Here is a 21,060-nt window from a genome sequence, read left to right as displayed (position 1 = left end):
AATAAAATAAAAGAAACCCAAACCTAAAAGTCTGCGTTTCTTTTTGCTTCTCTTTCTTGATATTCGGTTGTATAGCGATAAGTACCGCGTGCTACATCTCGCCCATCTAAAACAACAGGAACTTCTACTACTAATTCGCTGCCCTGCATTGGACTTACCCTGTTATCACCGGATGATCCAGGAGAGTAATTGAATACTTGATTTGCAACGCCGCTGGTCATAGCTTGTCTACTATTTGACATATTTCCATATACACCACTCATAACAGTCTTTAGACCTGACAACTGACTCATAGAACTAGCCATCATACGACTCATATCCCCCATCAATTGATTCATTGTTCCTGTTATACCAAGCGATTTTTCTTTTGATGATAAAGGTGTAACCGTAATGGAATTACCTTTCTTAGTAAATAATTCTGGTCCGGCTTCTCCGGTAATAAATGAACCATCGCCTACAGGTTTTCCACCTTTAGCAAGCATCGGAACATATGGAATCGTTGGGGCGCTCACTCCAGGGATTTGATTTAATAATTGTGCTGGTGTATTGAATGCGGCAATAAATTTATTTATCATATAAATAATTCCGTTAATAGCTGATTTTATACCACTTTTAAGACCACTCCATACACCAAGCACAGCCGATTGCATACCGTAAAAAGCTCTGTTAACAGCGTTAGTAACCCAATACACAGGAGTCATTATTGCGTCTGTCAACCCAGTCCAAATCGATGATGCTGTTGATGTAATACCACTCCAAATACTAGAAAGCGTGTATTTAATTCCATTCCACACGCTGCTACTCATACTACTAATCACATTCCATATAGATGAAATAACTTCTTTAATATTATTAAAAATAGACCTTGCTGTTGAAACCATTGAGTTCCATAAACTAGATAAGTAGTTTGTAACAGCGCTCCATACTGCACTTGTAGTAGAACTAATCGTTTTCCATGTATTTATAATCCATTCTTTTATTGAATTAAAAATTGGTACCACAAAAGCAACTATTCCGTTCCAGCATGATTGCAAGAAACTCTTAATTGCATTCCATACATTTACTGTTGTTGTACTAATTGTATTCCACACCGCAATGATCCAAGTCTTGATTTGTTCAAAAATCGGCACAACAAATGCTACAAGCCCATTCCAACAGGAAACTAAGAAATTCTTAATCGTTTCCCACACAAAACTTGTAGTAGAACTAATCGTATTCCAACATTCAGTAATATAATTCTTGATACTTTCAAATATTGGAGTAGCAAAGTATAAAATAGCTGTCCAAATTGCTTGCAAGTATTGAGTAATGAAATTCCATACAGTTTGAATAACTGTTGTAATTCCATTCCAAATAATAGAAAAGAAATCAGCAATTCCTTGTAGTACAGGAGTTATAAAAGCAACTAGTCCATTCCAGGTGCTAATGAAAAACTCACTAATCGCTGTCCACACTTCAGAAGTTGTTTGTTTAATACTGTTCCAAGCTGCTGATAATGTCTCAACTACACCATTCCAAACTCCGGTTAAGTATTCGACAATTGAACTCCATATTTCTGTAGTATTTTCAACCATCGTATTCCATGTTCCAGTTAATAAATCCCTGATTCCATTCCATAGCTCTATTAAATATTCTTTAATTGAATTCCATATGGATGATGTGGATTCACTGATACTATTCCATGTATCACTCGCCCATTGTGCTATACCTTTCCATATTCCTACTAAGAAATCTCCAATTGCCTTCCAAGTATCAATGGTCCATTTCGTGATAGAATCCCAATTTTTATAAATAACTACACCTAAAGCAACTACAGCGGCTACAATCAAAGCGATTGCTGCTATCCATCCCATCATTGCGGCCCCTATGGTCGATATGACAACAACTATTGGTGCTAAAGCCATAAACGCTCCTGAAATTACACCTATAGCTACTGCTATAGCTGCTAATGTAGCTGCTAACTTTGGATTATTAGAAATCCAATCCGCAATTTTAGCAACAACATCAGCTATAACTCCAAGAACAGGTTTGAGGGCCATTTGTAAATCTTGCATTGCTTTTTGGAATTTAACTGCTGGGTTTGCATCCATTTTCTTAATGGAATCATTCAATTTATCCTGTTGCTTTCCAAAATCAACTGTTTTCTCTTTCGCACCTAGCAAAGTATTAATGATGTTTTGCCCTTGATCTTCATACATTGTCATTTTGTTATCGTAAAGGCTTTTTATCCTCTACTTCCGGGGATTTCTCCGCATTATAGGATGTTAACTCATCCTCGGCTCAGCATATATTTTCAACCTATAGGGTTGTCGTTCACTCGTGGGAGTATTTTATTCTGTAATACAGGTTCAACTCCTATGCGTTACGGTGAGCCACATCTTTTAAAATGTGCTTTACCACGGTATTAGCACCACCTTTACATGCTGAGCTTTCACCGTTTTTGAACGATTTTATTTCGGCACAATTTATCATCTACCGAAAAATTTAACACCTAATTCATTTCGTTTTGTTTCATCATCAACCTCTGATAAAGCTTGTGCGATTTCAGTCATAGCTATTGAACCTGCTTTACCACCGTTAGCTACAGCTTTCCCCCATACCTCAACTTGTTCTGCTGAAATTTTTGTACCTTCAAGAGCTTCTGTCATAGCTTTATCGACACCTTGACCGAATTCAGCCGCTTTGATACGACCTTCTTTCAAACCGTCTAAGAGATTATCAATCATTTATATTCAACGTGATTCGCAACGTCACGCCCGTTCTCTTATGAACTGCTATACGTCACCGCATAGATTAGACTATATCTTCAACTACTTGAGTTGCTCCCCATTTCGAGTGTCATTTGCTTACACCCTACGTCTTTCGACTAGTCGTTGCACGTTCCTTAACTAAAAGGCTTCGCTCAGTATTGTCTCATTTGAGAGTTTCACTGAATTAAAGGAGTTTTTCATTGTACGTCGCCATACAAGGGAACTATAATCTAATTCCAGGTTCCTGTATCAACACCAGCTTCCATAATTGCCTGTACTTCTTCAGCGCTGTATCCTGCCCTTGTAAGCTGCCCTCCATATTCGGCAATAATGTCTAGCTGTTCAGGCGGAAACCCTATGCCTAACAAAGTATTCGTCATAGATAGGGCATGCTCTTGGGATAGCCCCAACTCATTGCCAATTTCATTTGTCTCTTGAATTAACTCAGTAAAATCAATACCTGCATATGATTGAGAAATAACAGCTGCGCTTTTTACAAAAGAAGCATTAGCTTCATCACTAACACCTTTATTTAATGCCCATTGTCTCCTTACACCTTCAAGAGCTTCTTCAGCATCTAATCCATAGGCTGAAATACCTCTTGTGGCTTCCTCTACTGATTTTTTTGAGGACTCAGGAACATTGAAGCTTATGTCAATTTTGGTTTGCAATTTTGACATATCCATCGATTTTTCAATAGCGGCCGCAATTCCGCCACCTGCTGCCATTCCACCGATGACATTTTCTAATCCTATTTTTAACCCCTCAAATTTTTTCTCTGTTCTACCAGCTTCTTGCTGTAAGTCCCTTAATTCATTTCGTACTTGTTGAATGGAATTACCAGAATCTACAGAGCGTAGCGCTCGCTGTAATTTTTCAATGTCACCTTCCGCTCCTAACGCCTCACGACCAATAAGGCCAATCGCTTGGTCTAATTGTCTACTTGTTGCTGTGCCGCTTTTAATCGCATTCACAAGACGATTCCCTAATGCTCCTGCAAAATCATCAACACTTTTCCCAGTTGCGCTAAACAATGTTTCTAATTGCCTTGTGGAACTCGCTACATTATCTTGTTCAGCCTTCATGTTTCCAAGCTTATTTTTCAGACCATTAAGAGACCCTTCTGTAAATTCAATCTCACGCCTAAAAGCACGATATTGTTCTTCAGAAATTTTACCGTTTTGAAATTGGGCTTGTACTTGTTGTTCCGCTGCCTTTAATTTATCTAATTTCTGCGTTGTATTTTCTATTTGTTGTGTGAGTAACTGTTGTTTTTGCGCTAATGCTTCCAAATTACCAGGATCAAACTTTAGTAACCGTTCAACATCTTTCAACTCTTTTGTTAAATCATTACTACGTTTATTTACGTCTTTTAAAGCATTTTGAAGACCTGTAGTTTCACCAGCAATTTCAATCGTAATACCTTTAATTCTTCCCGCCATTTTCTCACCCCTTTCTTAGAATGAATCGAAGTCTTTTTGATTTGCTTTTCTAACTTCTTCTTTGTCCGGATTCTCCATTTCGGCGAATTCAGCAATGTAGTCAAAGCAATCACCAATTGTCATATCTTCTAAATCCCAACTTGTTAGTTTCGCTTTATAACAAAGAGCAAGGAACGTATCAGTGGTTAATTCTTCATCACTGAAAGTCCCTTGCTCTCCATTACTTTTCTTTATTTTTTTTTTGCGCCCATCGTACTTTGAATCATGTCCATAATTTCTGGAAGAATCTCAGAGATAGGGAACTCGTCAAAACCATCTAACCATGTAATTGGATCAGCAATTTCTGGATTTGCTGCTTTCGCATATAACCAAACTAGATCATAAACAACCTCAAAATCTACTTTACTTAAATCTGCATTTGCTAAATCAATAGTAGCGTCAGCTTGAGGATTTGAAGGAGCAATAACTCCTAATTTGAACATATCTGCAAATAAATCACGTCTAAATTGTGCTTTATACTTTTTAACTGTTGCCGCTGTACTTTTTAATCTGACTTGTTTTCCGTCTATTGTAATTGTCTTTTCCATTTATTTACGCTCCTTTTGATGCTGCTGTTTTCTTTACGTACACTTCTTTGTACCAGTTATCGTAAAGAGCTTGAGTTGTTTTAGAAGTTGTTTTTGTTTTAACCATACGTTTTCCATTAATATCAATAGGGCTTGATACAAATTTAAGTTCATTTGTATTTGGCTCCGCTGAATTGGTTTTAGTTTTAGATGCAATAGTTGGTCGGCTTGCTGAATTATTGTACATAACGTGTCGAGTCGCATTTACATCACCATCAAACTCAAACAATAAGGCGAATGGATTACCTTTCGCATCAGCTAACTCATTTAATACCCCATCTGTTTCATCTAACTGTTCACCTAACGCATCAATAGCAAATTGTTCAGGAACAGTCGCAATAGATAACGTTCCATCATACCCCTGGTTATTACTCGCTGCATAGTAAAGCATGTCATCCGCATAGAATTCAATTAAATCTCCGCGTGGATCAAATGTTAATTCAACAGCACCTGGAATCGGTATTGGTGTTTTAAATGTAACAACCCCATCCGTAACGTCATAAAGTGCGTAATAAACATTTTTCAAACCAAATGCGACTTTATTTTCTTTAGTCATTTACATCAACCTCGTTTCATATATTTTTTGAAATAATTTCTCAGATTCAATAAAAGTCCCATACGATTCATAAGGAATATCATGATCGTCTAGGACTTTTTCAAGTTTTGCTTCTGCAACTAAATCTTTTTTAGTTGTGTAAAGCTCAATATTTGCATCGTCTATCTTGTGATAAACCTTGTTATCAGCCATTAAATTTGCTGATCCATCCACAAGGATACAAATATAAGGTGGTGCTGGCACTGACTTACCTGGCGTTGCTATGAAATGCGAATAAGCCACAGGATAACCTGTAGCTTCAAGGATTTTTGTTAATTCACCTAATGTCATTATTCAAGCGCCCTTTCAATCTGTCTCGGTAATTCATTAATTACATACTCTTCAACTGGACGAATATGTACTTGAGCCGGAACACGTCCACCACCAGCCTTTGCATGGCCATTTTCCAAAAGATGCGTTAGTTGTCCTTTGGTATTGTGGACGACAACGCTATTACCTTCTTTTTTCTTACGCCACCCTTTACGATAAGCACCTGTTTTTTTAGGACCACTTTGTCTTAATTTACTTACAGCAAGATCGGCTACTTCTTCTTGTGCTGTTAGCAATTCTTCTTCTACAACATTTGCATACCTTTGTAATTCTCTAGCAAGATCGCTCGCAAAATCGTTCATATTAAACATGCTCCTTTGCGATAATAGTCAATGTTTGATACATTTCATCATCATTCATTGGAGGTTCGATAATGTCAAAGATACGACCATTCATTTTAATTCGCATTAATTCTGTAATACCTGTCGTATGAGGAATTACAAACCGATAAATTCTTGTAGACTGTGAAGCCGAAGCTTCAATGTATTCCGAACCTTTTACCGTTTTTATCATCGACCATGCCTTTTTTACTTCTTGCCAAATACCTGTTTCGACTTCTTGATTCAATTCATCTTTTATTACTTCAGGTTGTTCGATGATAATTCGATTTCTAAAATCACCTGTATTTAGTGGTTTTTTATACTGAAAGGGACGCATATTAATCACCGTCCAATTTAATTTCTTCTAATGCTTTATCGATGCCTAAACTATTAATCTGACTTAAAAAATTCTTGTCAAAATACTCTAATGCATCGTTATAAACATAACGAGAGCGTTCAAAGACTAATTCTTTGAACTCCTCGTCATTATTTAAATCATAATCCCCACAAACCCTAAGTAACGCCTTATTAGACGTAGAAAGGATGCGCTTTAGGTTATCATCTTCCTCATCACCTAAGTGCATCCTCTCTTTAAACTCCTGTATAGTTACATCTGAAATTACTGTATTCATTCACATCATCCTTGTGTCGGTGGCGTTACTTCCTCAATTTTCAATTCATAAACTTGTGCTGCATATTTATCTTTTGGTTTACCTGTAGCATATTGTTTAGCGATATAAAGTGTTGCATCCTCTAACGCTAACGTTTGATCAAACTTTTTAATCGGCTCCGTTCCACCCATTGCTGCAATATACTGCCCTTTAACAAAAAACAACACTTTCCCTTGAGGTACAAACACTGATTCTGTAGGTGTTGGATTAAATGGTAAGCTCGTTACATAAACCCCAGCTGCATTTAAAGTTGTTGCATTTGCTTGAACATCAAATGTGTCAAAGGGATTCGTCACCATAACTACTTTTCCAGCAATATTCTTCGGCTTATCTGCATCTTTACCATCAGCTTTTAATTTTTTAGCAAGTAACTTAACAACATTTTTTAATTCATTAATTGTTTTACAACCTGGCTCAAACGTTAAAGTACCAGCAACTTTTTTATCTGGATACACTCCACCCGTAACACTTCCACTGGGATCTTTTAATAATCCAATAGGTTCATTTTTACCTGTACCTACTACAAATCCTCTTTCTAATCCAACTGCCATTGCTTCTGTAATCATTGCACGTACATAACGTTCTACCCATACTGGTCCTAAATTTAACATATCATTTGATAATGGAATAAATGCTGTTAATTTAAGTTGCGTAATAGGTTCTTTTCGGAATGTAGCATTTAATTGTCCTTGAATATCACCAAATAATGGTCCCCATACAGCTGCACCTTCTGGATCTCCATAGATAAGTTCTGTAACAGCTCCTAAATTTTCTAACCCAATATGTTCTAAGAATGGATGTCCACTTACTAAATCATCAAAGATTCTCTCCTGCGTTGTTTTAGATAGAATCTCAGTATCTTTAAATCCACCATCTTGCACAACCGCGTTAAAGAACTTCATTTCCTCACTCGTTAATACATTGGAACCACGAGATTGCATAATAGAACGGTCTACCATAGATTCATTTACTTGATTTAAAATATCTACTCGCACATCTGTAGCAAGCGCTTCAATCATCGAATTTAACGCCGCTGATTGCTCTTCTGCTGTTCCCTCTTGTGTTGCTTTCGCAAATGCTAATTTCTTTTCTTCAAAATTATTAAATTTAATCACCATATTTTATTTTCCTCCTAAAGTTAAAAAGAGCGTACTCAGATTCTGTTTTGTATTAACAGGCTCTTGAATAGGCTCTTTTAGATTTTGATTATTTGGTTGTTTTGTATATTTAGCTACTAAATCTTCTTTGAAATTTTCTACAACTTCCACTTCTTCATCTTCTTGCGTGTCATCAATTTCAATTTCATCCGCAATTTCATCCGCTAAACCAAGAGCAACTGCTTCCTCTGCTGTTAGCCAAGTTTCATCTTTTAAAAGTTGTTTTAGCTCTTCATCTGTTCCAACAAAACGTTTCTTATAAGATGCTGCTAAAGCTGAATCAATCTTTCGTAAATCTCGTGCTGTTTTTTCAAAAAGATCTGCATTTCCATATTCAAAGGTACTCGCTTGATGAATCATCATCATAGTATTACTAGGCATAATGATTTTATCACCAGCCATTGCAATTACAGATGCGGCACTAGCTGCCCAACCATCAATATGAACTATAATTTCTGCACTATGCTGCTTTAACTGATTACAAATTGCTACACCATCGAACGCGGAACCTCCACCCGAATTAATATGAACGTGAATTTTTTCTGCTTTAACATCTTGAATTTTTCTTCTTACTGCTTCAGCATTATTTTCACTAAACCATCCGCCAATTGATCCATAAACGGTTAATTTGTACTCATTTTCACCTTTAGCTTCAAAACGAATATCTCGTTTTAAATTCAAAAGCTTATTCATATTCACCTGCTCCATCATTCCTCACCTCCTTTTTCTCCATTCATTTGAGTATAGTTTTTTGTAATATAGTGTTTATCCAAGTTCGGATCATTTGAAGCTTCATATCCTCCCTCCAATCTAATTTCATTACCTGTAAAGGCACCAGAAGAAATAAGTTTATCAATGCTTGTTGCAAGATCAAAAATACTTTGATAAGAAATAGATTTAATTTCTATCCTTTGTCCTCCAAGATAATCTTTCATCTCAAAAAATTTCACATTTGATTCATCGGATAATTTCTTTAGTAAAGGATTTACGGTGAATAGCATGTAGTTTTTCGTTTGCTTTTCTACATCAGCCATTTCCCCATATATCAAAGCAGTAGGAATACCCATCGCCATTGCTACTTGATTTAAGAAACCATTTGTTACTTTATTGATTTCTTCCACACTCGGACCATTAGCGGAGCCGTTATATACTTCATCGTATTTTATCCCTTTTTGTTGCGGCACAATAGCTATATCTTTCGTACCTATCGCCTTATACATGTTGTCTATGAATTCTTGTAACTTTGTTATTTGTTCCTCAGTTTTAGCACCAATCATATCCATGTCAACTGTTCCGCGAACTTGGTTTTTACGTTTTTGAGAGTTCAATATCCTACCGAACAAATCCCCATAATCTGCAAATAATCCATCAATAAGTGGAGATAATTTATCATTCCGATACTTCAAATGAATAACTTCGCTTTGCTTAAAACTTCTCTTAAACGTATAATCTTTTACTATTACATCGGTAAAATTATCTTCAAACACAGCATATTCATTATGTTGAAATCCATCTGCAATGAGTAAATCACCATCATCTGCTTGTATAACTAAACACTCATTATCATAAATAAGTTTACGAATAAATCTTTCCCAAAAGGTGCTCGCGGTCATATTTTTGTTTGGTCTTACGTTTAATCGATAATAAAGCTCATTCTTCTCAAATGCTTTACCATGTCTTACTCTGAATTCAGATTGACTAATGGTTCTTCCTAAAAATGATACACATGTATCAATTGCCAATCGTTTCATATGAACCCTGTTTGCTGTATCAGCAATTAAGTCCAGATCAAGCATAAATTCCAGCTCTTTATTTCTTTTAAATACAGAACCTAACCAACCAATGATTATCACCCCCTTTTTTAGAATTTTATATCGCTTAGTATGAAGTCGGTTGCTTCTTGTATTTCATCTGCTCGATAAAGAGCATGAACAAAACACTGAAATCCATCTGTTTTTCTACGAACAGGCTCTTTCTTTTCATATATTTTATTTCCATCACCTTTTATAACAACCAACACGTTTTGAGTATACCAACGCATTAGCGGATTATCATCAAATATAATTTGTTTATTCGCAAATGCCATTTCAATACGTGGAGCTAATAAACTATGAATTGCTTTTGGATTTCGTATTACTTCTATTTCAAACCCTTCCGCTATTAATAATGGTCTTATTGCTTCCATTCTGAAATTATCAGCTATAATCTTTTTAACCCCATATTGTTCTCGCATTTCTACAAACCAATCAACAATATGCTGAGGATTAATAGTTGGTTCATCCACAACAGTTAGTAGTCCTTGCTCTTCCCACTCTTTTATAGGAGCAAATTTCTGCTTTTTAAATTCACCTGCTTTTTTAGAATATCCGTAATAGATATCAACAAATTCTTTCCGAACAAAGGAATGAGTTTTAAAAATGTATTCACCATTTTGTCTAAATAAAAGACCACATGCTGCAAAGTCTCGAATACTTGCAAAGTCTAATGCCCCTATACATTCTTGAGCATATAAATCAGGAAATGGACGATTTGTAGCAAGAATTTCTGACCATTTCGCAACAGATCGCTCCAAATTTGTAACTGGCAAGTTCATTCGTTTTGTCATGAACTCCTCTCGGTTGCTTGGATCATCCTCTAAATCCTCGTATTCTTCTTTTATCGTTTCAAGTAACCCCTCAGCATACTCACTTAAAGGATGAGATAACATTGGATTCGCCATTTCCCAATTATCGATATCATCGACTTCTTTTTCATCATTTAATTTACAAATGAACGGAAATATAGCATTGGGACGGGCTTCACCATTTAAAACTTTCATTGCTTTTTCTTTTTGCTTATCTAGAAATCCGTCTCTTACATACCCGTCTGTACCAATGTAAAATTCACGAGGGTTTTTCTTTTTCCCTAAACCGCTAATGTGGACTCGAACATCTTTATTGCTTTCATATTGATGTATTTCATCAAATACAACCGCGCCATCACGCAAACCATCCTTTGTATCTCCATTAGACGTTCTAAACTTCAATATACTTCCTGTAGCTTTAGAAACAGTTTGGGTTAATGTGGTTTTAAATGCTCGTTGCAATATTTCATTTCGTTTGACGCATTTATGAACTTCATCTGGACTGGTTTTTGCTTGCTCTTCACTGTTTGCAACAACAGAAATGTTATACTCCGTGATACCATGCATTTCACTAATTAAAAAATGAATGATGACTGATATTAATCCGTTTTTACCGCCACCACGTCCTAGCATCCACAAGAATTTACGATAAAATACACGTCCGTTTTTCTTATAAAACAAAAAAACGAATGCTATTAAGAATCTCTGAAATGATTGTAGCGGGAAGTACCATTTCTCCCCAAAGCGGATACACTTCTCAATCATTTCATCATCAAAATACAAATCGTCTCTGTTTAAAACATACTTTTCTAGATAGTCAATTAACAGTTCTCTTTCTTTGTTGAATTTAATTTTTCCACTTCTATAAAGCTTAATGTATTCATCTACATACTTTTGCCTGATCATATTAAATCACTTGGACTGTATCCCGTATTAGAAGCACCAACTTTAGGAACAAATTTTATATCTCTTCCTAAAGCAATTAAAGAACTGTTAATTTTGTTCCGCTCACTTATAAGAGGGTGGGCTTTAACAAAAACTTGAGAACCATTTTTTACTGTTACAGATTCACCTTCTTTATTAATGGTTTTATTTATTTTTCTAAACGCTTTGACCAGATCAATATATCTTTCTACTTTTTCAACTTCGATTAAATCTGTAATATCAATATTATTCATGAGCTGTTCTTTTAACCTCACAATACTAACAGCCATCTACCCACCCCCCCTTACGTGCGTAATTTCGAAAAAAACCTGACAGTTAACCCCTCCTCCGGTGCCCCTTAGAGCATTTTTTGATGAAATTTTTTAAGGGGGGGTGTTATTATCGAATCATTTTTACCACTTTTCATCGTTTTCCCATTTATTCGGTCTCTTTTCAAAGAATCTTCCATGTTCTTTATTATGGCAATCCACACAGACTGTTTCGAGATTATCCATTTCTAATGCAAGTTCTGGATGATGTTCAAGCTCTTTGATATGATGGACAACGAGTTGTATCTTCTTACGCTTGGCACTCTCACTGTATTCATTAGTGTCCACACGAACACTACCATTGCGCTTACACTCTTGGCATTCATAGTTGTCACGCTTCTTTACTTGTTCACGTATACTCTTCCACTCACCACTGTCATAGAACTTACGCTTCTGTTGTTTAGTTTTATATTCATTCATCTGTCTTTACCCAACGTATTTGATTCTCTCTATCTCTTTCCAATAAATCTTTTATTGGCGTTTGCGTGAGATATTCTATCGAGTAAAGCATAGGTTCCTGTCCGTACAGTTTGTAATACTTGAATCGATTAACATCAATACCAGCCTTCTTATTTACTTTCTCATGTGGCTTAAGGTATTTGATATATGCTTTCTTATCAATAGGCATAAGACCAAGCGCGGCAATCTTACCGTTTAAAACGCTATTCAATTCCCTTCACTCCTTTACTTTATTCTTATAAACCTTACCAGCAATCCTCATTGTTACTAACGCTGGCCACACAGGTGTGAAGATACAAATAAGAAATAACATTACCGCAATTGTTATCATCTCCTGATTAGGATCACCCTTATCATCTTTTAACAACTTGCGTACAGTTGAATGCATCCCTGAAGAAATGTAAACCATACCTACAATAAGATAAGCTAATAACCATAGCATTCTATCTCACCCCTTGTTGTTTAATAAATCATCCATCAACTTACTAATTAAACTTGTTATAGCTTCTTTCTTCTCTTCCGTCTTTGTTCTCTTGTTTAATCTATTTAATACTTTAACTACTGGTCGCAACGTTTCTAATTCCACATACTCTTCAAGCTTGTCTTCATCAATAGCATTAAGGGTTGTACCAAGAACGATTGCCTTCTCGAGTTTCGTTAATTGCATCTCTTCTTTTCTCCTTCCTCAATCTTTCCACGGAATTGAATATCAAGACATTTTTCGCAATAGAAACTCCCAAAGATATGGATAGATACTTGTCTGTTATCAGCTTGTATCTGTGTTGTTTTACTATCCATCAATCGATATTTATGTTCACATTCCTTATGCTGATTGATGTGTTTCTCATACTTCCCTAACTTCCACATATCTACAAAAGCACCGTTACATTTCGGACAAACAGTTACTTCTTGATATTCTTCTTTGGATGAATGATGCACTTTGTCTTGATGCCCACACACTAGACATACAGCTTTATTAAAATATCTTGTTTCTGTACGTACCTCACACATCTATACTCACTCCTTAATCTCAAGGAATTCATCTATCACTTTATCTAATACATTAATAAGCGCTTCACGCGTTTGCTTTGGTGTCGTAATATCATTTATTTCGTTATGCAAAGCTACCGCCTTTTCAAATTTCTGTGGATCAATGTTCTCCTTGGCTAATTCCAATCCAAGAACGTTATTAATCAACTTACCAAAAACAGCTGTTTGTTCTTGTTTAGTTAGTTTCATTTGTTCTCACCTACAATAGTAATTTTCTCCGCTTTAATTAAAATTCGTTCCGCACTCTGATCCACGACCGAAGTTTTACCATCTTTGCTAATAGTAGTGACTAAATTTGTTTTCATCCTTCATCCTCCTCAAAAAAAGCACCCGAATGGATGCTTTTTTCATCATTTTCTTATTTACTTTTTAATTACGGTATGTGAAGTTTTATTCTTCTCTCAGCTAACAACCACGACAGACACCATCGGAAAACTTATCAGGTTCTCCTAATTCTGTCTACCTAGGATGTTGTTAGCTCAAAGAAGAGCAAAAGCTCTCCTCATTCACGGTAACATTCAATCAGTACCATCTGCTGGTTTCGGATTTTATGTGCCGCATAATGAAGCCGTTTAGAAAATTAGAAACAACATAGTGAGTTGTGTTTTCCGCCACTTCTCACAATACAAATATATCACGTTAATTCCAAAATAACCGGCACATTTCCTGCCAAAAAGCGGTCACGACTCTGCCACTTATTTTATATTTCCTAACTATCTCTCACTCTTATGTATTTTTTACTAATGAGTTACCCATATCTTGTATTGTGTGTAACTGACCCCTTCGCTAAATCCCTTGGTATTATTGACTTAATTAAACTTTCCCTTTTGAGTTACACAGTACGAAATTTATGAGTAACTGTATAGATTTAAAAAGAAAAAGCAATGCTTAGATTTTAAACCTAGTCATTGCTTTGTCCATTGCATCTTGATTTACCCCTATATAACGTAATGTAACCTTCTCTGACGAGTGATTGAATATCTCCATGAGTAATGCTATGTTTTTCGTTTGCATGTACATATGATACCCGTACGTCTTTCTCAATGTATGCGTGCCTATTTCATCTAATCCAAACTCTGATGCTGCTCCGCTTAGTATCTTATATGCCATACTACGACCAATAGGACGATTCCTACCTTGTCTACTTTGCAATAGGTACTCATTATCTTCTCTTTCTTCAATAAACCATTTAAGTTCTCTTTTCAGTGCTGCAGTAATTTGTATTCGTTTCTGTTTCCCTGTTTTCTTTTCCCTCATAGATATATGACTGCCTTTGACATCCACTACCTTCAATTTCAAAATGTCCGAGATTCTCAGGCCTGTATTGATTCCCATAATGAAGAGAATGTAATTACGTAAGCTCTTTTCCTTAAAATAATCTTTTAGCTGCTGTATTTGCTCCGGATCACGTATCGGTTGAACAAAATTCATTATTCATTCCCTCCCGTTTCTTCTGTCTCGTAAACTTCTAATCCAAGTGCAAAAGCAAGCTTATAAAACGCTTTAGACTTCCAACGTCGATAAGTACGCTCTGACATCCCTATTTCGTTATAAACCATGTAATCGCATACGTCCTCTTCTTCTAAATAACGTTTATAAATAATATCTCTTTGAATGCTTCCTGCACGTCCGTTCCCTAATCGTTTTAGAAACTGCTCAATACGTACTGACATTCTTTCAAGCCACTCTTCTCGTTTACTTTGTTGGATATTTGCTATAGCAACATCTTCTAATGGTTTTCCAACTGTATGTGTAGGACCATGCTCACGTATTTCATAAGAAGGAGTGACTTTCATTTCTTTACGCATCATCCCAAATTGTCTATGTATGCGTACGCTTTCCAACACACCTTCTAATTCCTCTTGTGTTGCTACTCTATCGATTTTTGGTAAGAAAGATAATTGTTTAGTCATGTAAGACCACTCCTTTTTATTTTTAAATTACTTTTGTCTTAATGCTCCACGTCTGCGTTCATAACGTGGTCCATGAATCCCCATTAAATCTTCAATATCACGAGTGCTTAACTTCTCTTTTCGTTTTTTCTTAGTTTTCTTTTTTGCTTGATTCGATTGCTTTTTCCACTCGCGTAATTGATCTTTTAGTCCCTTCATATTTCCCCATCTCCCTTTTCAAAATAAAAAGGACACCTATTCCTAAAACAGCTGTAATTGCCGCTTTAATGAATTGGTGTCCTCTAGTTTTCTAGCCGGACTATATTTATTTGTTTTTAGCCTTCTTGCTTCCCTTATAAAATCCATACCGATGATCGACCTCTGAAATAAAAATTACAAGTACCATAACAAGTCCTGCTTGTATGAAGCTTTTTGTGTTACTAAAGGTCACAAACATAATGATTAAGTAAAGAGCCCAATACATTCCGAAAAACTGTTTACTATTCATTTTCTATTCCTCCAGTATTGCTATTTTATAATTCCAGCTTGTACAAAAATGTTTCTCCAAGCTTTATTAACTTGATGCTTCTCCACTTCTTTTGTGCGACGAGCAATTGCTTTTCTAATTTTTCTTTTCTTCGAAGCTTTCATTCTCCCAACCTCGCTTTAAAAGGATTATTTTGTTAAAATGATTTCTTTAATTCTTTTAAGCTTGTCTAGGTTGTTATCATTTAATGCTTCTCGATCAATACCGATACTTGCTCTTCTACGTGTATTCAATGCTTCAATATAACAAGCGTGATTATTTTCGGTGTCTTTAGCTAACATTTGAATGCCTTGGAAAGAGGCATCGCATACATATCTAGTGTTTTCGAACAACTCCTTCCAATTTTGCTCGAGATATAATTTCATGTAATTCTCTATATCCTCACCACAAGAAATATCTATTTCTACTTCAAATTGGTCATCCATTGTCATTACAAGAAAAAGCATATTTGCTCTAACCTCATTTAAGTTACCGATGTTTTCTTTCATTTCTCTTCCCCCCTGAATAAAACTCAATATTCCGTCAATACTGTAGATGACACGGTAATCTTTTCTCCTTGTTCCCCCTTGGAGAACCGAGCAGTTAGCTTTTGCTAGCTGCTCTTTTGATTTGCATCCCAACCATGGATGCAGTAGTTATATAACTTTCCATCAATATGCTCTGTACGTCCGTTGTATTTAGCTTTTGTCCCACAAACTTCATTAACTTCTAGAACACTACTTCTTGCTGTGAAAATATCATCTGAGCTTGCGAGGTAAATATAGAAATGTCCTAATCCTGCGTTACGTACCATCGCTTTTCCTTTGCAATCTTTCTTCAGTTTATTTCTTAGTGTTTCAATATACATTTATCACACCACTTTTCTACAAAATGAAATTTTTATTAAGAAATTAGTCATTCCACTTAAAACGGATGTAATGTTCGTAGTAAGATCCGCCTAAAATATTTTTCTTTTCTTCTTCCTTAAATTCAACCTTCACACCGTCCAGCAATTCTTGTAACTTTTCTATAAATATTTTTGAACACATCATATGCCGATTTGGATGCTCATTATGGATTTTATATCTATGACCTGAATATCCGCTTTCGGCACTTTTAGTTATTACGCTTTCCATTTCTTCCGCAAATTCCAATACCTTTTCATCGATGGCTTTTTCTTGGAGTTCCTTTAAATTCCCTACAAGAGACATATCCATTCCCCCTTTTCTACTAAAATGAAGTTTTTATACTAATTTCCTTCATCTCTCATAATCCAATTCAATCTCATAAGCACCTGGTCCAAGATACCCATTTGATTATTAACACCATCACGATATTCCTCACTATGAATTCTTGAAAAACCATTCTGGATCCGTTTTAAACCTGATTTCCTTCGTTCCAAATCAGTGATAAGTTGCTTAACTTCTTCCGACTTCAAACCGCACATCCTTTCTATTCAAATAACGCTTTTATTCACTTATGACTTTTACAATATCCCAACTATATTTCCATTCATTATAATCAGGGTCTTTTTCCCTTTGTAATTTAGCTACTTGTTCTTTTGCTATTTCCTTTGTTGGGCAAACGCACTCTATATCAAAGTAAGCTTCATCCGTATAATGTCTTAATGTAACTACATACATATTCATCTCTCATTCCTCTTTTCTTAACAAAATTCAAATTTGGTCTTACTTCACATCCACACGCTTTTGACTAGCTTCTCTGCTAAATCCATCTGGGTATCTTTTTGCCAACTTAGAGATATTCATTTGAGCGATATCTTCTAATGTATATCCCATCTCGTGGGCCATAATGGAGATATAGTACATGATGTCCCCTAACTCTAATGCCAACTTATGAGTATTCCCGTTCTCTTCTCCTGGACAATGCGCCGGATCAAATCCATGACCATGAAAGATAGCTTTTTTTACGATATCAGCAACCTCACCAGCTTCTCCCGTAAGCCCTAATGCTGCATTTAAAACGCGTCCACCGAAATCATTATTTGCATTCCATGTACGTAATGTTGCTTCCTGATATTGATCTAATTCACAGATTTGATTGATATCCATTACAGCTTGTCCTCCCTTTGATTCACTAACTAATTTAGTTGTTGCATATACACCGTTTCCCATTGCTTTCATTTTGTTTTCCCCTCTCTTTAACAAATTCCTAATCCTATCGGACGATTTTCAATTAAATACTTATCAGCCTGATCTATTATAAGGAGCGCAACCTCCGCTTGGTGTCTCCTTAACGCTTTTGCCATCTTCGGTAAGCTCATACCTTGACTCCACATTTCACGAAAACGTACTACATCTCTTTCATCCCAAATGAAGTTAGCTTCTTCTAAAGCGATGTAAATTTTCAATCTTGATTCCTTCATCGCCTCATGATTTCTTGCTACACTCATAAGCGAACCTACTTTCTAAAAATGATTATTTTATCTTTTCAGTAAACTTAGTATCCACACGATCAACTTTACCGTTTACCCAAACCGCGACTTGCTCACCAAATCCGCTCATTGGTGGATTTACTGCTGTTACAGTTCCGTCCTTCACTATTAAAAGCTTGTTGCTGCTAACATCAATTTCTATTTTTTTCATATGTCCCTCTCCCTTTTACTACCGCATGTACTCAACAACATCAGGTTTAAAGCCGCTTCCTAAGTAAACCCTTACCGGAATAGCTTCTTTTTTATCCCTTGCTGCCTTACACAACTCTTCAGCTGTATCCCAATTGAAAAACTTATCTACAGCTCTTTGAAATCTCCAAATTGCCATTACATATTGTTCAAAGATGTCATAACGATCATCTTGTTTAGTTGTGCGTGGTAATTCATCTGTACCCTTTGCATTTCTCGGAACTTGGACACGTACATCTGCATATGTAACGCGTCCCATTCCTCTTTTTACATTTGCTTTCATTACATCAAACTCGCAAATCGCTGGCTCTACATCGAAAATATTCAATTGTTTAGGCATGTTCCTTCACACTCTTTTCAAGAGAATTAAGTAACTCAAGTGCCCCTTCCTTACTCAAAAACATTCTGCCACCTAACAATTCGATGTTGGAATCAGATACTTCACCAGTTACAAAGCATGACTTTTCTTGTTTTCTTAAAACGACATTTTCCCCATCAACATGAAAGTCTATTGCTGTTCCTTCAGCAATCCCCAAAGTTCTGCGCAACTCTACCGGAATTACTACACGCCCTAGCTCGTCCACTTTTCTTGCAACACCTGTGTTTTTCATACCTTGCTCCCCCTTGTTAACTAGCTTTTTGTTGTTTTTTTCTTTCTAATTCTTGTTTCATTGATTCAAATTGTATTAACCATGCTTGCCAACGCTTATCGTTTTCTGCTTGCTGTTGCTTTGCTACTTCACAATTACAACCGTTCGTTTCGATTACACCTGGATACGTTTCTTTACGGATAATTCCTGTATCATGACATAATACACACATGCTTATTCCTCCTTATTAGAAACCTAAATTAGCAAGCCTTTGATCAGCTGTCGTAAATTTCAATACCTTTGAATCACCTAGTAAACGACTAACTGTTTTAGCATCGTATTTATTAAAAAGTTGTTTTCCAGTAAAGTTCGTTGTTGTAAATGTACTCATTCCTTGTCTAGCATTTGATACCGCATATAACAGCCGTTGTATGAAATCGGAAGCTTGTCTATTTGAATCTGTTGAACCACTTTCTGCCCCAAGATCATCTAATACTACAAAATCAGCTTGTCCAATTAATTGAACGAAATATTGAAGTGTATATTTACTGCTCTTATCATCGAAAGAATCCATAATCATTCTTGTTATCGCTTCTAATTCAACGTATAAGCAACTTTTCATAAGATGGTAATTTTCTTCTCCCTGACTGATATCCCAGAAATATTGATTTAATTCATGAAGCATACTGTATGCTAGGAAACTTTTCGCCGTCCCTTGATTTCCTGTAAATACAACTTTTCTAATTTCCCCGTTCTTTAAATCCTCCAAAGTCTCTTCTACAGCCTTCTTGTGACTAATCGTTTCATCACAACCGATTCTGTAATCAGATAATCTTGAAAGAGGAATTTTCTTATTTGTAATAACACTTGCCTTTTCCAACATGTTAAATTTCTGTAAACGGCTAATCTTCTTATAATGAGCATTAGCTTGTTCTTCCAAAACCTTGTTGTTTTGTTCAACTACACATCTAGGGCAAACAACTTGTCCTTTGTATTCAATCATTTGAACTGGCTTAATGATTTTTTGTCCACCTATTTCATAAGAGTGATTCATACATTGATCAGAATGGTAAGTCACCTTCGATTCCAGGGATTCTGCTAGCTTTTTCATTGGTGTTGCCATTTCTATTCGCTCCTTTTTTACCTTTGTTTTTAAACTCTATTTCTGCTGCATTCACATCAGCTAAATTACGAATGTTTTTGTTAACCCACTGTTTTAAAATACCCTCCGCATAATTCCACTTCTTCTGCTGTTTCAAAGCACGTTCCATAGCTGCTTGTACAAGTTCTTCGTTTGTATCATTTACCCATTGCGAAATACTTTCAGCTATGAATGAATTTAAAATACCGAAATTATTTTCGTAGAAAGAGAAGATGCTACTACTACTTACATTCTCTGTAGTAATCCTTGTAGTAATCTCTGTATTTGTCTTTACTTTGAAGTCAGGAGACTCCTTACTTGTAAGTGAGGAGGGTGTTGACTTAGAAGTACCCACCCTATTTACTTCTAAGTAACCAGGGTCTTCTTTTATTGTTTGATACATACTAGAAATTTTCTTGATTTCTGTTGGTACAGGTTCTACAAACATTACGTTATTTAAAATTTTCCCATCAGCATTAATAGTCCTGAACTCGACCTTTATAAGTAGCATATCCGTTAATAAATCACATGCTCTTTTGACTTGTAATTTTGTAAATCCAAAAGTATCCGCTAACTGTCGATAGTTTTTTTGTAATTTATCAGCTTTAAATTTTTTCTTGTAAGTTACTTTTCCATTTATTTCATCACGGATAACTGTTGGTCTATACCAGTAAACAATTTCACTCAAAACCATAATTGCTACAATGTGAGGCTTACCATTACTAAAAGTGATGTAATTAAACCATTCATGATCTACCACATTGCCTTTGAAATTTAACCCACCAATTTCAGTTACTATATTTGACATAAACATTTACCTCCTTATACAAACCGCCACATATGCTTGTCCACTTTCGATAATTCGTTGAATTTCATAATGCGGATAACCAACATTGAAATACTGTTCAATCATTTTCTTTAATTCATCCTTGTTCTCTGCTAAGTCCCAGAATTTATTAGGTAATAGCACTTGATATTCGTTTAAATCCAT

The 21,060-nt window shown here is 35.8% G+C and carries 37 protein-coding genes and 1 pseudogene; all 38 read right to left on the bottom strand.

Features of this window, described 5'->3' with window-relative positions; genetic code table 11:
• Positions 1–23 precede the first annotated feature (23 nt).
• The 38 genes and pseudogenes from NHG49_RS02635 to NHG49_RS02450 all read right to left on the bottom strand — a co-directional run bounded on the left by NHG49_RS02635 (position 24) and on the right by NHG49_RS02450 (position 21,060).
• Complete coding sequence (locus tag NHG49_RS02635; protein WP_258125521.1) at positions 24–2,204, bottom strand: phage tail protein; 2,181 nt, start codon at positions 2,202–2,204, stop codon at positions 24–26.
• 264 nt (positions 2,205–2,468) lie between these two features.
• Positions 2,469–2,726 (bottom strand): hypothetical protein, encoded by a 258-nt coding sequence (locus tag NHG49_RS02630; protein WP_098198824.1) that lies wholly within the window; start codon positions 2,724–2,726, stop codon positions 2,469–2,471.
• A 257-nt stretch (positions 2,727–2,983) separates the two neighbouring features.
• Positions 2,984–4,192: pseudogene (locus NHG49_RS02625) on the bottom strand (DUF2207 domain-containing protein); the annotation flags it as partial.
• Positions 4,193–4,422: 230 nt separating this feature from the next.
• On the bottom strand, positions 4,423–4,779 hold the full coding sequence (locus NHG49_RS02620; RefSeq protein ID WP_258125519.1) for a hypothetical protein: 357 nt from the start codon (positions 4,777–4,779) through the stop codon (positions 4,423–4,425).
• Positions 4,780–4,783: 4 nt separating this feature from the next.
• Complete coding sequence (locus NHG49_RS02615) at positions 4,784–5,374, bottom strand: major tail protein (protein WP_258125518.1); 591 nt, start codon at positions 5,372–5,374, stop codon at positions 4,784–4,786.
• A complete protein-coding gene (locus NHG49_RS02610; RefSeq protein WP_258125517.1) occupies positions 5,375–5,704 on the bottom strand; it encodes a hypothetical protein in 330 nt (109 codons plus the stop codon).
• A complete protein-coding gene (locus NHG49_RS02605; protein WP_098111310.1) occupies positions 5,704–6,045 on the bottom strand; it encodes an HK97 gp10 family phage protein in 342 nt (113 codons plus the stop codon). The genes NHG49_RS02610 and NHG49_RS02605 overlap by 1 nt, the downstream gene beginning before the upstream one ends.
• 1 nt (position 6,046) lies before the next feature.
• Positions 6,047–6,400 carry a phage head closure protein gene (locus NHG49_RS02600; protein ID WP_063221082.1) on the bottom strand — a complete coding sequence of 118 codons (354 nt, stop codon included), beginning with the start codon at positions 6,398–6,400 and terminating at the stop codon, positions 6,047–6,049.
• A gap of 1 nt (position 6,401) precedes the next feature.
• Positions 6,402–6,695, bottom strand: coding sequence for a hypothetical protein (locus tag NHG49_RS02595; RefSeq protein ID WP_258125516.1), 294 nt, complete (start codon positions 6,693–6,695; stop codon positions 6,402–6,404).
• Between the two features lie 5 nt (positions 6,696–6,700).
• A complete protein-coding gene (locus NHG49_RS02590; RefSeq protein ID WP_258125515.1) occupies positions 6,701–7,852 on the bottom strand; it encodes a phage major capsid protein in 1,152 nt (383 codons plus the stop codon).
• 3 nt (positions 7,853–7,855) lie between these two features.
• A complete protein-coding gene (locus NHG49_RS02585; protein WP_258125514.1) occupies positions 7,856–8,599 on the bottom strand; it encodes a head maturation protease, ClpP-related in 744 nt (247 codons plus the stop codon).
• Positions 8,599–9,744, bottom strand: coding sequence for a phage portal protein (locus tag NHG49_RS02580; RefSeq protein WP_258125513.1), 1,146 nt, complete (start codon positions 9,742–9,744; stop codon positions 8,599–8,601). Before NHG49_RS02580 ends, NHG49_RS02585 begins: the two co-directional genes overlap by 1 nt.
• Positions 9,745–9,752: 8 nt before the next feature.
• Positions 9,753–11,420, bottom strand: a complete 1,668-nt coding sequence (locus tag NHG49_RS02575; protein WP_258125512.1) for a terminase TerL endonuclease subunit — start codon at positions 11,418–11,420, stop codon at positions 9,753–9,755.
• On the bottom strand, positions 11,417–11,728 hold the full coding sequence (locus NHG49_RS02570) for a P27 family phage terminase small subunit (RefSeq protein ID WP_258125511.1): 312 nt from the start codon (positions 11,726–11,728) through the stop codon (positions 11,417–11,419). Before NHG49_RS02570 ends, NHG49_RS02575 begins: the two co-directional genes overlap by 4 nt.
• A 123-nt stretch (positions 11,729–11,851) precedes the next feature.
• Complete coding sequence (locus tag NHG49_RS02565) at positions 11,852–12,187, bottom strand: HNH endonuclease (protein ID WP_258125510.1); 336 nt, start codon at positions 12,185–12,187, stop codon at positions 11,852–11,854.
• Complete coding sequence (locus NHG49_RS02560) at positions 12,180–12,437, bottom strand: hydrolase (protein WP_258125509.1); 258 nt, start codon at positions 12,435–12,437, stop codon at positions 12,180–12,182. The genes NHG49_RS02565 and NHG49_RS02560 overlap by 8 nt, the downstream gene beginning before the upstream one ends.
• 6 nt (positions 12,438–12,443) lie before the next feature.
• Positions 12,444–12,668 (bottom strand): hypothetical protein, encoded by a 225-nt coding sequence (locus NHG49_RS02555; RefSeq protein WP_258125508.1) that lies wholly within the window; start codon positions 12,666–12,668, stop codon positions 12,444–12,446.
• A gap of 6 nt (positions 12,669–12,674) precedes the next feature.
• Positions 12,675–12,893 carry a hypothetical protein gene (locus NHG49_RS02550; RefSeq protein ID WP_258125507.1) on the bottom strand — a complete coding sequence of 73 codons (219 nt, stop codon included), beginning with the start codon at positions 12,891–12,893 and terminating at the stop codon, positions 12,675–12,677.
• Positions 12,884–13,237 carry a hypothetical protein gene (locus NHG49_RS02545; protein ID WP_258125506.1) on the bottom strand — a complete coding sequence of 118 codons (354 nt, stop codon included), beginning with the start codon at positions 13,235–13,237 and terminating at the stop codon, positions 12,884–12,886. The genes NHG49_RS02550 and NHG49_RS02545 overlap by 10 nt, the downstream gene beginning before the upstream one ends.
• Positions 13,238–13,243: 6 nt before the next feature.
• A complete protein-coding gene (locus tag NHG49_RS02540; protein WP_258125505.1) occupies positions 13,244–13,465 on the bottom strand; it encodes a hypothetical protein in 222 nt (73 codons plus the stop codon).
• 699 nt (positions 13,466–14,164) lie between these two features.
• Positions 14,165–14,707: a site-specific integrase gene (locus tag NHG49_RS02535; RefSeq protein WP_258125504.1), complete on the bottom strand. Its 543-nt coding sequence runs from the start codon at positions 14,705–14,707 to the stop codon at positions 14,165–14,167.
• Positions 14,707–15,189, bottom strand: a complete 483-nt coding sequence (locus NHG49_RS02530) for an ArpU family phage packaging/lysis transcriptional regulator (protein ID WP_258125503.1) — start codon at positions 15,187–15,189, stop codon at positions 14,707–14,709. Before NHG49_RS02530 ends, NHG49_RS02535 begins: the two co-directional genes overlap by 1 nt.
• A gap of 27 nt (positions 15,190–15,216) precedes the next feature.
• Positions 15,217–15,387 carry a hypothetical protein gene (locus tag NHG49_RS02525; RefSeq protein ID WP_242289963.1) on the bottom strand — a complete coding sequence of 57 codons (171 nt, stop codon included), beginning with the start codon at positions 15,385–15,387 and terminating at the stop codon, positions 15,217–15,219.
• A 106-nt stretch (positions 15,388–15,493) separates the two neighbouring features.
• A complete protein-coding gene (locus tag NHG49_RS02520) occupies positions 15,494–15,676 on the bottom strand; it encodes a hypothetical protein (protein WP_193635800.1) in 183 nt (60 codons plus the stop codon).
• A gap of 20 nt (positions 15,677–15,696) precedes the next feature.
• Positions 15,697–15,819 (bottom strand): DUF3983 domain-containing protein, encoded by a 123-nt coding sequence (locus NHG49_RS02515; RefSeq protein ID WP_242289962.1) that lies wholly within the window; start codon positions 15,817–15,819, stop codon positions 15,697–15,699.
• A gap of 24 nt (positions 15,820–15,843) precedes the next feature.
• Positions 15,844–16,203, bottom strand: coding sequence for a hypothetical protein (locus NHG49_RS02510; RefSeq protein WP_258125502.1), 360 nt, complete (start codon positions 16,201–16,203; stop codon positions 15,844–15,846).
• A 104-nt stretch (positions 16,204–16,307) separates the two neighbouring features.
• Complete coding sequence (locus tag NHG49_RS02505; RefSeq protein ID WP_258125501.1) at positions 16,308–16,562, bottom strand: hypothetical protein; 255 nt, start codon at positions 16,560–16,562, stop codon at positions 16,308–16,310.
• A 43-nt stretch (positions 16,563–16,605) separates the two neighbouring features.
• The gene (locus tag NHG49_RS02500) at positions 16,606–16,905 is read right to left on the bottom strand and encodes a hypothetical protein (RefSeq protein ID WP_258125499.1); all 300 of its coding nucleotides are present in this window, start codon (positions 16,903–16,905) and stop codon (positions 16,606–16,608) included.
• 258 nt (positions 16,906–17,163) lie between these two features.
• Positions 17,164–17,343, bottom strand: coding sequence for a hypothetical protein (locus tag NHG49_RS02495; RefSeq protein ID WP_258125498.1), 180 nt, complete (start codon positions 17,341–17,343; stop codon positions 17,164–17,166).
• 39 nt (positions 17,344–17,382) lie between these two features.
• Positions 17,383–17,838 carry a nucleoside triphosphate pyrophosphohydrolase family protein gene (locus NHG49_RS02490; protein ID WP_258125497.1) on the bottom strand — a complete coding sequence of 152 codons (456 nt, stop codon included), beginning with the start codon at positions 17,836–17,838 and terminating at the stop codon, positions 17,383–17,385.
• Positions 17,839–17,855: 17 nt separating this feature from the next.
• On the bottom strand, positions 17,856–18,107 hold the full coding sequence (locus NHG49_RS02485; RefSeq protein WP_258125496.1) for a helix-turn-helix domain containing protein: 252 nt from the start codon (positions 18,105–18,107) through the stop codon (positions 17,856–17,858).
• Between the two features lie 25 nt (positions 18,108–18,132).
• Positions 18,133–18,300 (bottom strand): DUF3954 domain-containing protein, encoded by a 168-nt coding sequence (locus NHG49_RS02480; RefSeq protein WP_087985222.1) that lies wholly within the window; start codon positions 18,298–18,300, stop codon positions 18,133–18,135.
• 18 nt (positions 18,301–18,318) lie between these two features.
• A complete protein-coding gene (locus tag NHG49_RS02475) occupies positions 18,319–18,678 on the bottom strand; it encodes a cell division protein SepF (RefSeq protein WP_258125495.1) in 360 nt (119 codons plus the stop codon).
• Entirely contained in the window at positions 18,671–18,949 is a 279-nt protein-coding gene (locus NHG49_RS02470; protein ID WP_258125494.1) for an AbrB/MazE/SpoVT family DNA-binding domain-containing protein, read from the bottom strand. Before NHG49_RS02470 ends, NHG49_RS02475 begins: the two co-directional genes overlap by 8 nt.
• Positions 18,950–18,965: 16 nt before the next feature.
• Entirely contained in the window at positions 18,966–19,160 is a 195-nt protein-coding gene (locus tag NHG49_RS02465; protein ID WP_258125493.1) for a hypothetical protein, read from the bottom strand.
• Positions 19,161–19,175: 15 nt separating this feature from the next.
• Complete coding sequence (locus NHG49_RS02460; RefSeq protein ID WP_258125492.1) at positions 19,176–20,051, bottom strand: P-loop NTPase family protein; 876 nt, start codon at positions 20,049–20,051, stop codon at positions 19,176–19,178.
• Complete coding sequence (locus tag NHG49_RS02455; protein WP_258125491.1) at positions 19,990–20,877, bottom strand: DnaD domain-containing protein; 888 nt, start codon at positions 20,875–20,877, stop codon at positions 19,990–19,992. Before NHG49_RS02455 ends, NHG49_RS02460 begins: the two co-directional genes overlap by 62 nt.
• A gap of 6 nt (positions 20,878–20,883) precedes the next feature.
• Positions 20,884–21,060: a hypothetical protein gene (locus tag NHG49_RS02450; RefSeq protein ID WP_258125490.1), complete on the bottom strand. Its 177-nt coding sequence runs from the start codon at positions 21,058–21,060 to the stop codon at positions 20,884–20,886.

This window comes from Bacillus sp. IBL03825 (genome assembly GCF_024712505.1).
GTDB classification, from domain to species: Bacteria; Bacillota; Bacilli; order Bacillales; family Bacillaceae_G; genus Bacillus_A; species Bacillus_A wiedmannii.
This window is presented reverse-complemented; position numbering and strand designations above follow the sequence as displayed.

What these genes read in the sequence shown, in the direction of transcription:
- NHG49_RS02635 (WP_258125521.1), bottom strand. Translation starts at nt 2,204, where the DNA reads ATGACAATGTATGAAGATCAAGGGCAAAACATCATTAATACTTTGCTA.
- NHG49_RS02630 (WP_098198824.1), bottom strand. Translation starts at nt 2,726, where the DNA reads ATGATTGATAATCTCTTAGACGGTTTGAAAGAAGGTCGTATCAAAGCG.
- NHG49_RS02620 (WP_258125519.1), bottom strand. Translation starts at nt 4,779, where the DNA reads ATGGAAAAGACAATTACAATAGACGGAAAACAAGTCAGATTAAAAAGT.
- NHG49_RS02615 (WP_258125518.1), bottom strand. Translation starts at nt 5,374, where the DNA reads ATGACTAAAGAAAATAAAGTCGCATTTGGTTTGAAAAATGTTTATTAC.
- NHG49_RS02610 (WP_258125517.1), bottom strand. Translation starts at nt 5,704, where the DNA reads ATGACATTAGGTGAATTAACAAAAATCCTTGAAGCTACAGGTTATCCT.
- NHG49_RS02605 (WP_098111310.1), bottom strand. Translation starts at nt 6,045, where the DNA reads ATGAACGATTTTGCGAGCGATCTTGCTAGAGAATTACAAAGGTATGCA.
- NHG49_RS02600 (WP_063221082.1), bottom strand. Translation starts at nt 6,400, where the DNA reads ATGCGTCCCTTTCAGTATAAAAAACCACTAAATACAGGTGATTTTAGA.
- NHG49_RS02595 (WP_258125516.1), bottom strand. Translation starts at nt 6,695, where the DNA reads ATGAATACAGTAATTTCAGATGTAACTATACAGGAGTTTAAAGAGAGG.
- NHG49_RS02590 (WP_258125515.1), bottom strand. Translation starts at nt 7,852, where the DNA reads ATGGTGATTAAATTTAATAATTTTGAAGAAAAGAAATTAGCATTTGCG.
- NHG49_RS02585 (WP_258125514.1), bottom strand. Translation starts at nt 8,599, where the DNA reads ATGGAGCAGGTGAATATGAATAAGCTTTTGAATTTAAAACGAGATATT.
- NHG49_RS02575 (WP_258125512.1), bottom strand. Translation starts at nt 11,420, where the DNA reads ATGATCAGGCAAAAGTATGTAGATGAATACATTAAGCTTTATAGAAGT.
- NHG49_RS02570 (WP_258125511.1), bottom strand. Translation starts at nt 11,728, where the DNA reads ATGGCTGTTAGTATTGTGAGGTTAAAAGAACAGCTCATGAATAATATT.
- NHG49_RS02565 (WP_258125510.1), bottom strand. Translation starts at nt 12,187, where the DNA reads ATGAATGAATATAAAACTAAACAACAGAAGCGTAAGTTCTATGACAGT.
- NHG49_RS02555 (WP_258125508.1), bottom strand. Translation starts at nt 12,668, where the DNA reads ATGCTATGGTTATTAGCTTATCTTATTGTAGGTATGGTTTACATTTCT.
- NHG49_RS02550 (WP_258125507.1), bottom strand. Translation starts at nt 12,893, where the DNA reads ATGCAATTAACGAAACTCGAGAAGGCAATCGTTCTTGGTACAACCCTT.
- NHG49_RS02545 (WP_258125506.1), bottom strand. Translation starts at nt 13,237, where the DNA reads ATGTGTGAGGTACGTACAGAAACAAGATATTTTAATAAAGCTGTATGT.
- NHG49_RS02540 (WP_258125505.1), bottom strand. Translation starts at nt 13,465, where the DNA reads ATGAAACTAACTAAACAAGAACAAACAGCTGTTTTTGGTAAGTTGATT.
- NHG49_RS02535 (WP_258125504.1), bottom strand. Translation starts at nt 14,707, where the DNA reads ATGAATTTTGTTCAACCGATACGTGATCCGGAGCAAATACAGCAGCTA.
- NHG49_RS02530 (WP_258125503.1), bottom strand. Translation starts at nt 15,189, where the DNA reads ATGACTAAACAATTATCTTTCTTACCAAAAATCGATAGAGTAGCAACA.
- NHG49_RS02525 (WP_242289963.1), bottom strand. Translation starts at nt 15,387, where the DNA reads ATGAAGGGACTAAAAGATCAATTACGCGAGTGGAAAAAGCAATCGAAT.
- NHG49_RS02520 (WP_193635800.1), bottom strand. Translation starts at nt 15,676, where the DNA reads ATGAATAGTAAACAGTTTTTCGGAATGTATTGGGCTCTTTACTTAATC.
- NHG49_RS02515 (WP_242289962.1), bottom strand. Translation starts at nt 15,819, where the DNA reads ATGAAAGCTTCGAAGAAAAGAAAAATTAGAAAAGCAATTGCTCGTCGC.
- NHG49_RS02510 (WP_258125502.1), bottom strand. Translation starts at nt 16,203, where the DNA reads ATGAAAGAAAACATCGGTAACTTAAATGAGGTTAGAGCAAATATGCTT.
- NHG49_RS02505 (WP_258125501.1), bottom strand. Translation starts at nt 16,562, where the DNA reads ATGTATATTGAAACACTAAGAAATAAACTGAAGAAAGATTGCAAAGGA.
- NHG49_RS02500 (WP_258125499.1), bottom strand. Translation starts at nt 16,905, where the DNA reads ATGTCTCTTGTAGGGAATTTAAAGGAACTCCAAGAAAAAGCCATCGAT.
- NHG49_RS02495 (WP_258125498.1), bottom strand. Translation starts at nt 17,343, where the DNA reads ATGAATATGTATGTAGTTACATTAAGACATTATACGGATGAAGCTTAC.
- NHG49_RS02490 (WP_258125497.1), bottom strand. Translation starts at nt 17,838, where the DNA reads ATGAAAGCAATGGGAAACGGTGTATATGCAACAACTAAATTAGTTAGT.
- NHG49_RS02485 (WP_258125496.1), bottom strand. Translation starts at nt 18,107, where the DNA reads ATGAGTGTAGCAAGAAATCATGAGGCGATGAAGGAATCAAGATTGAAA.
- NHG49_RS02480 (WP_087985222.1), bottom strand. Translation starts at nt 18,300, where the DNA reads ATGAAAAAAATAGAAATTGATGTTAGCAGCAACAAGCTTTTAATAGTG.
- NHG49_RS02475 (WP_258125495.1), bottom strand. Translation starts at nt 18,678, where the DNA reads ATGCCTAAACAATTGAATATTTTCGATGTAGAGCCAGCGATTTGCGAG.
- NHG49_RS02470 (WP_258125494.1), bottom strand. Translation starts at nt 18,949, where the DNA reads ATGAAAAACACAGGTGTTGCAAGAAAAGTGGACGAGCTAGGGCGTGTA.
- NHG49_RS02465 (WP_258125493.1), bottom strand. Translation starts at nt 19,160, where the DNA reads ATGTGTGTATTATGTCATGATACAGGAATTATCCGTAAAGAAACGTAT.
- NHG49_RS02460 (WP_258125492.1), bottom strand. Translation starts at nt 20,051, where the DNA reads ATGGCAACACCAATGAAAAAGCTAGCAGAATCCCTGGAATCGAAGGTG.
- NHG49_RS02455 (WP_258125491.1), bottom strand. Translation starts at nt 20,877, where the DNA reads ATGTCAAATATAGTAACTGAAATTGGTGGGTTAAATTTCAAAGGCAAT.
- NHG49_RS02450 (WP_258125490.1), bottom strand. Translation starts at nt 21,060, where the DNA reads ATGGATTTAAACGAATATCAAGTGCTATTACCTAATAAATTCTGGGAC.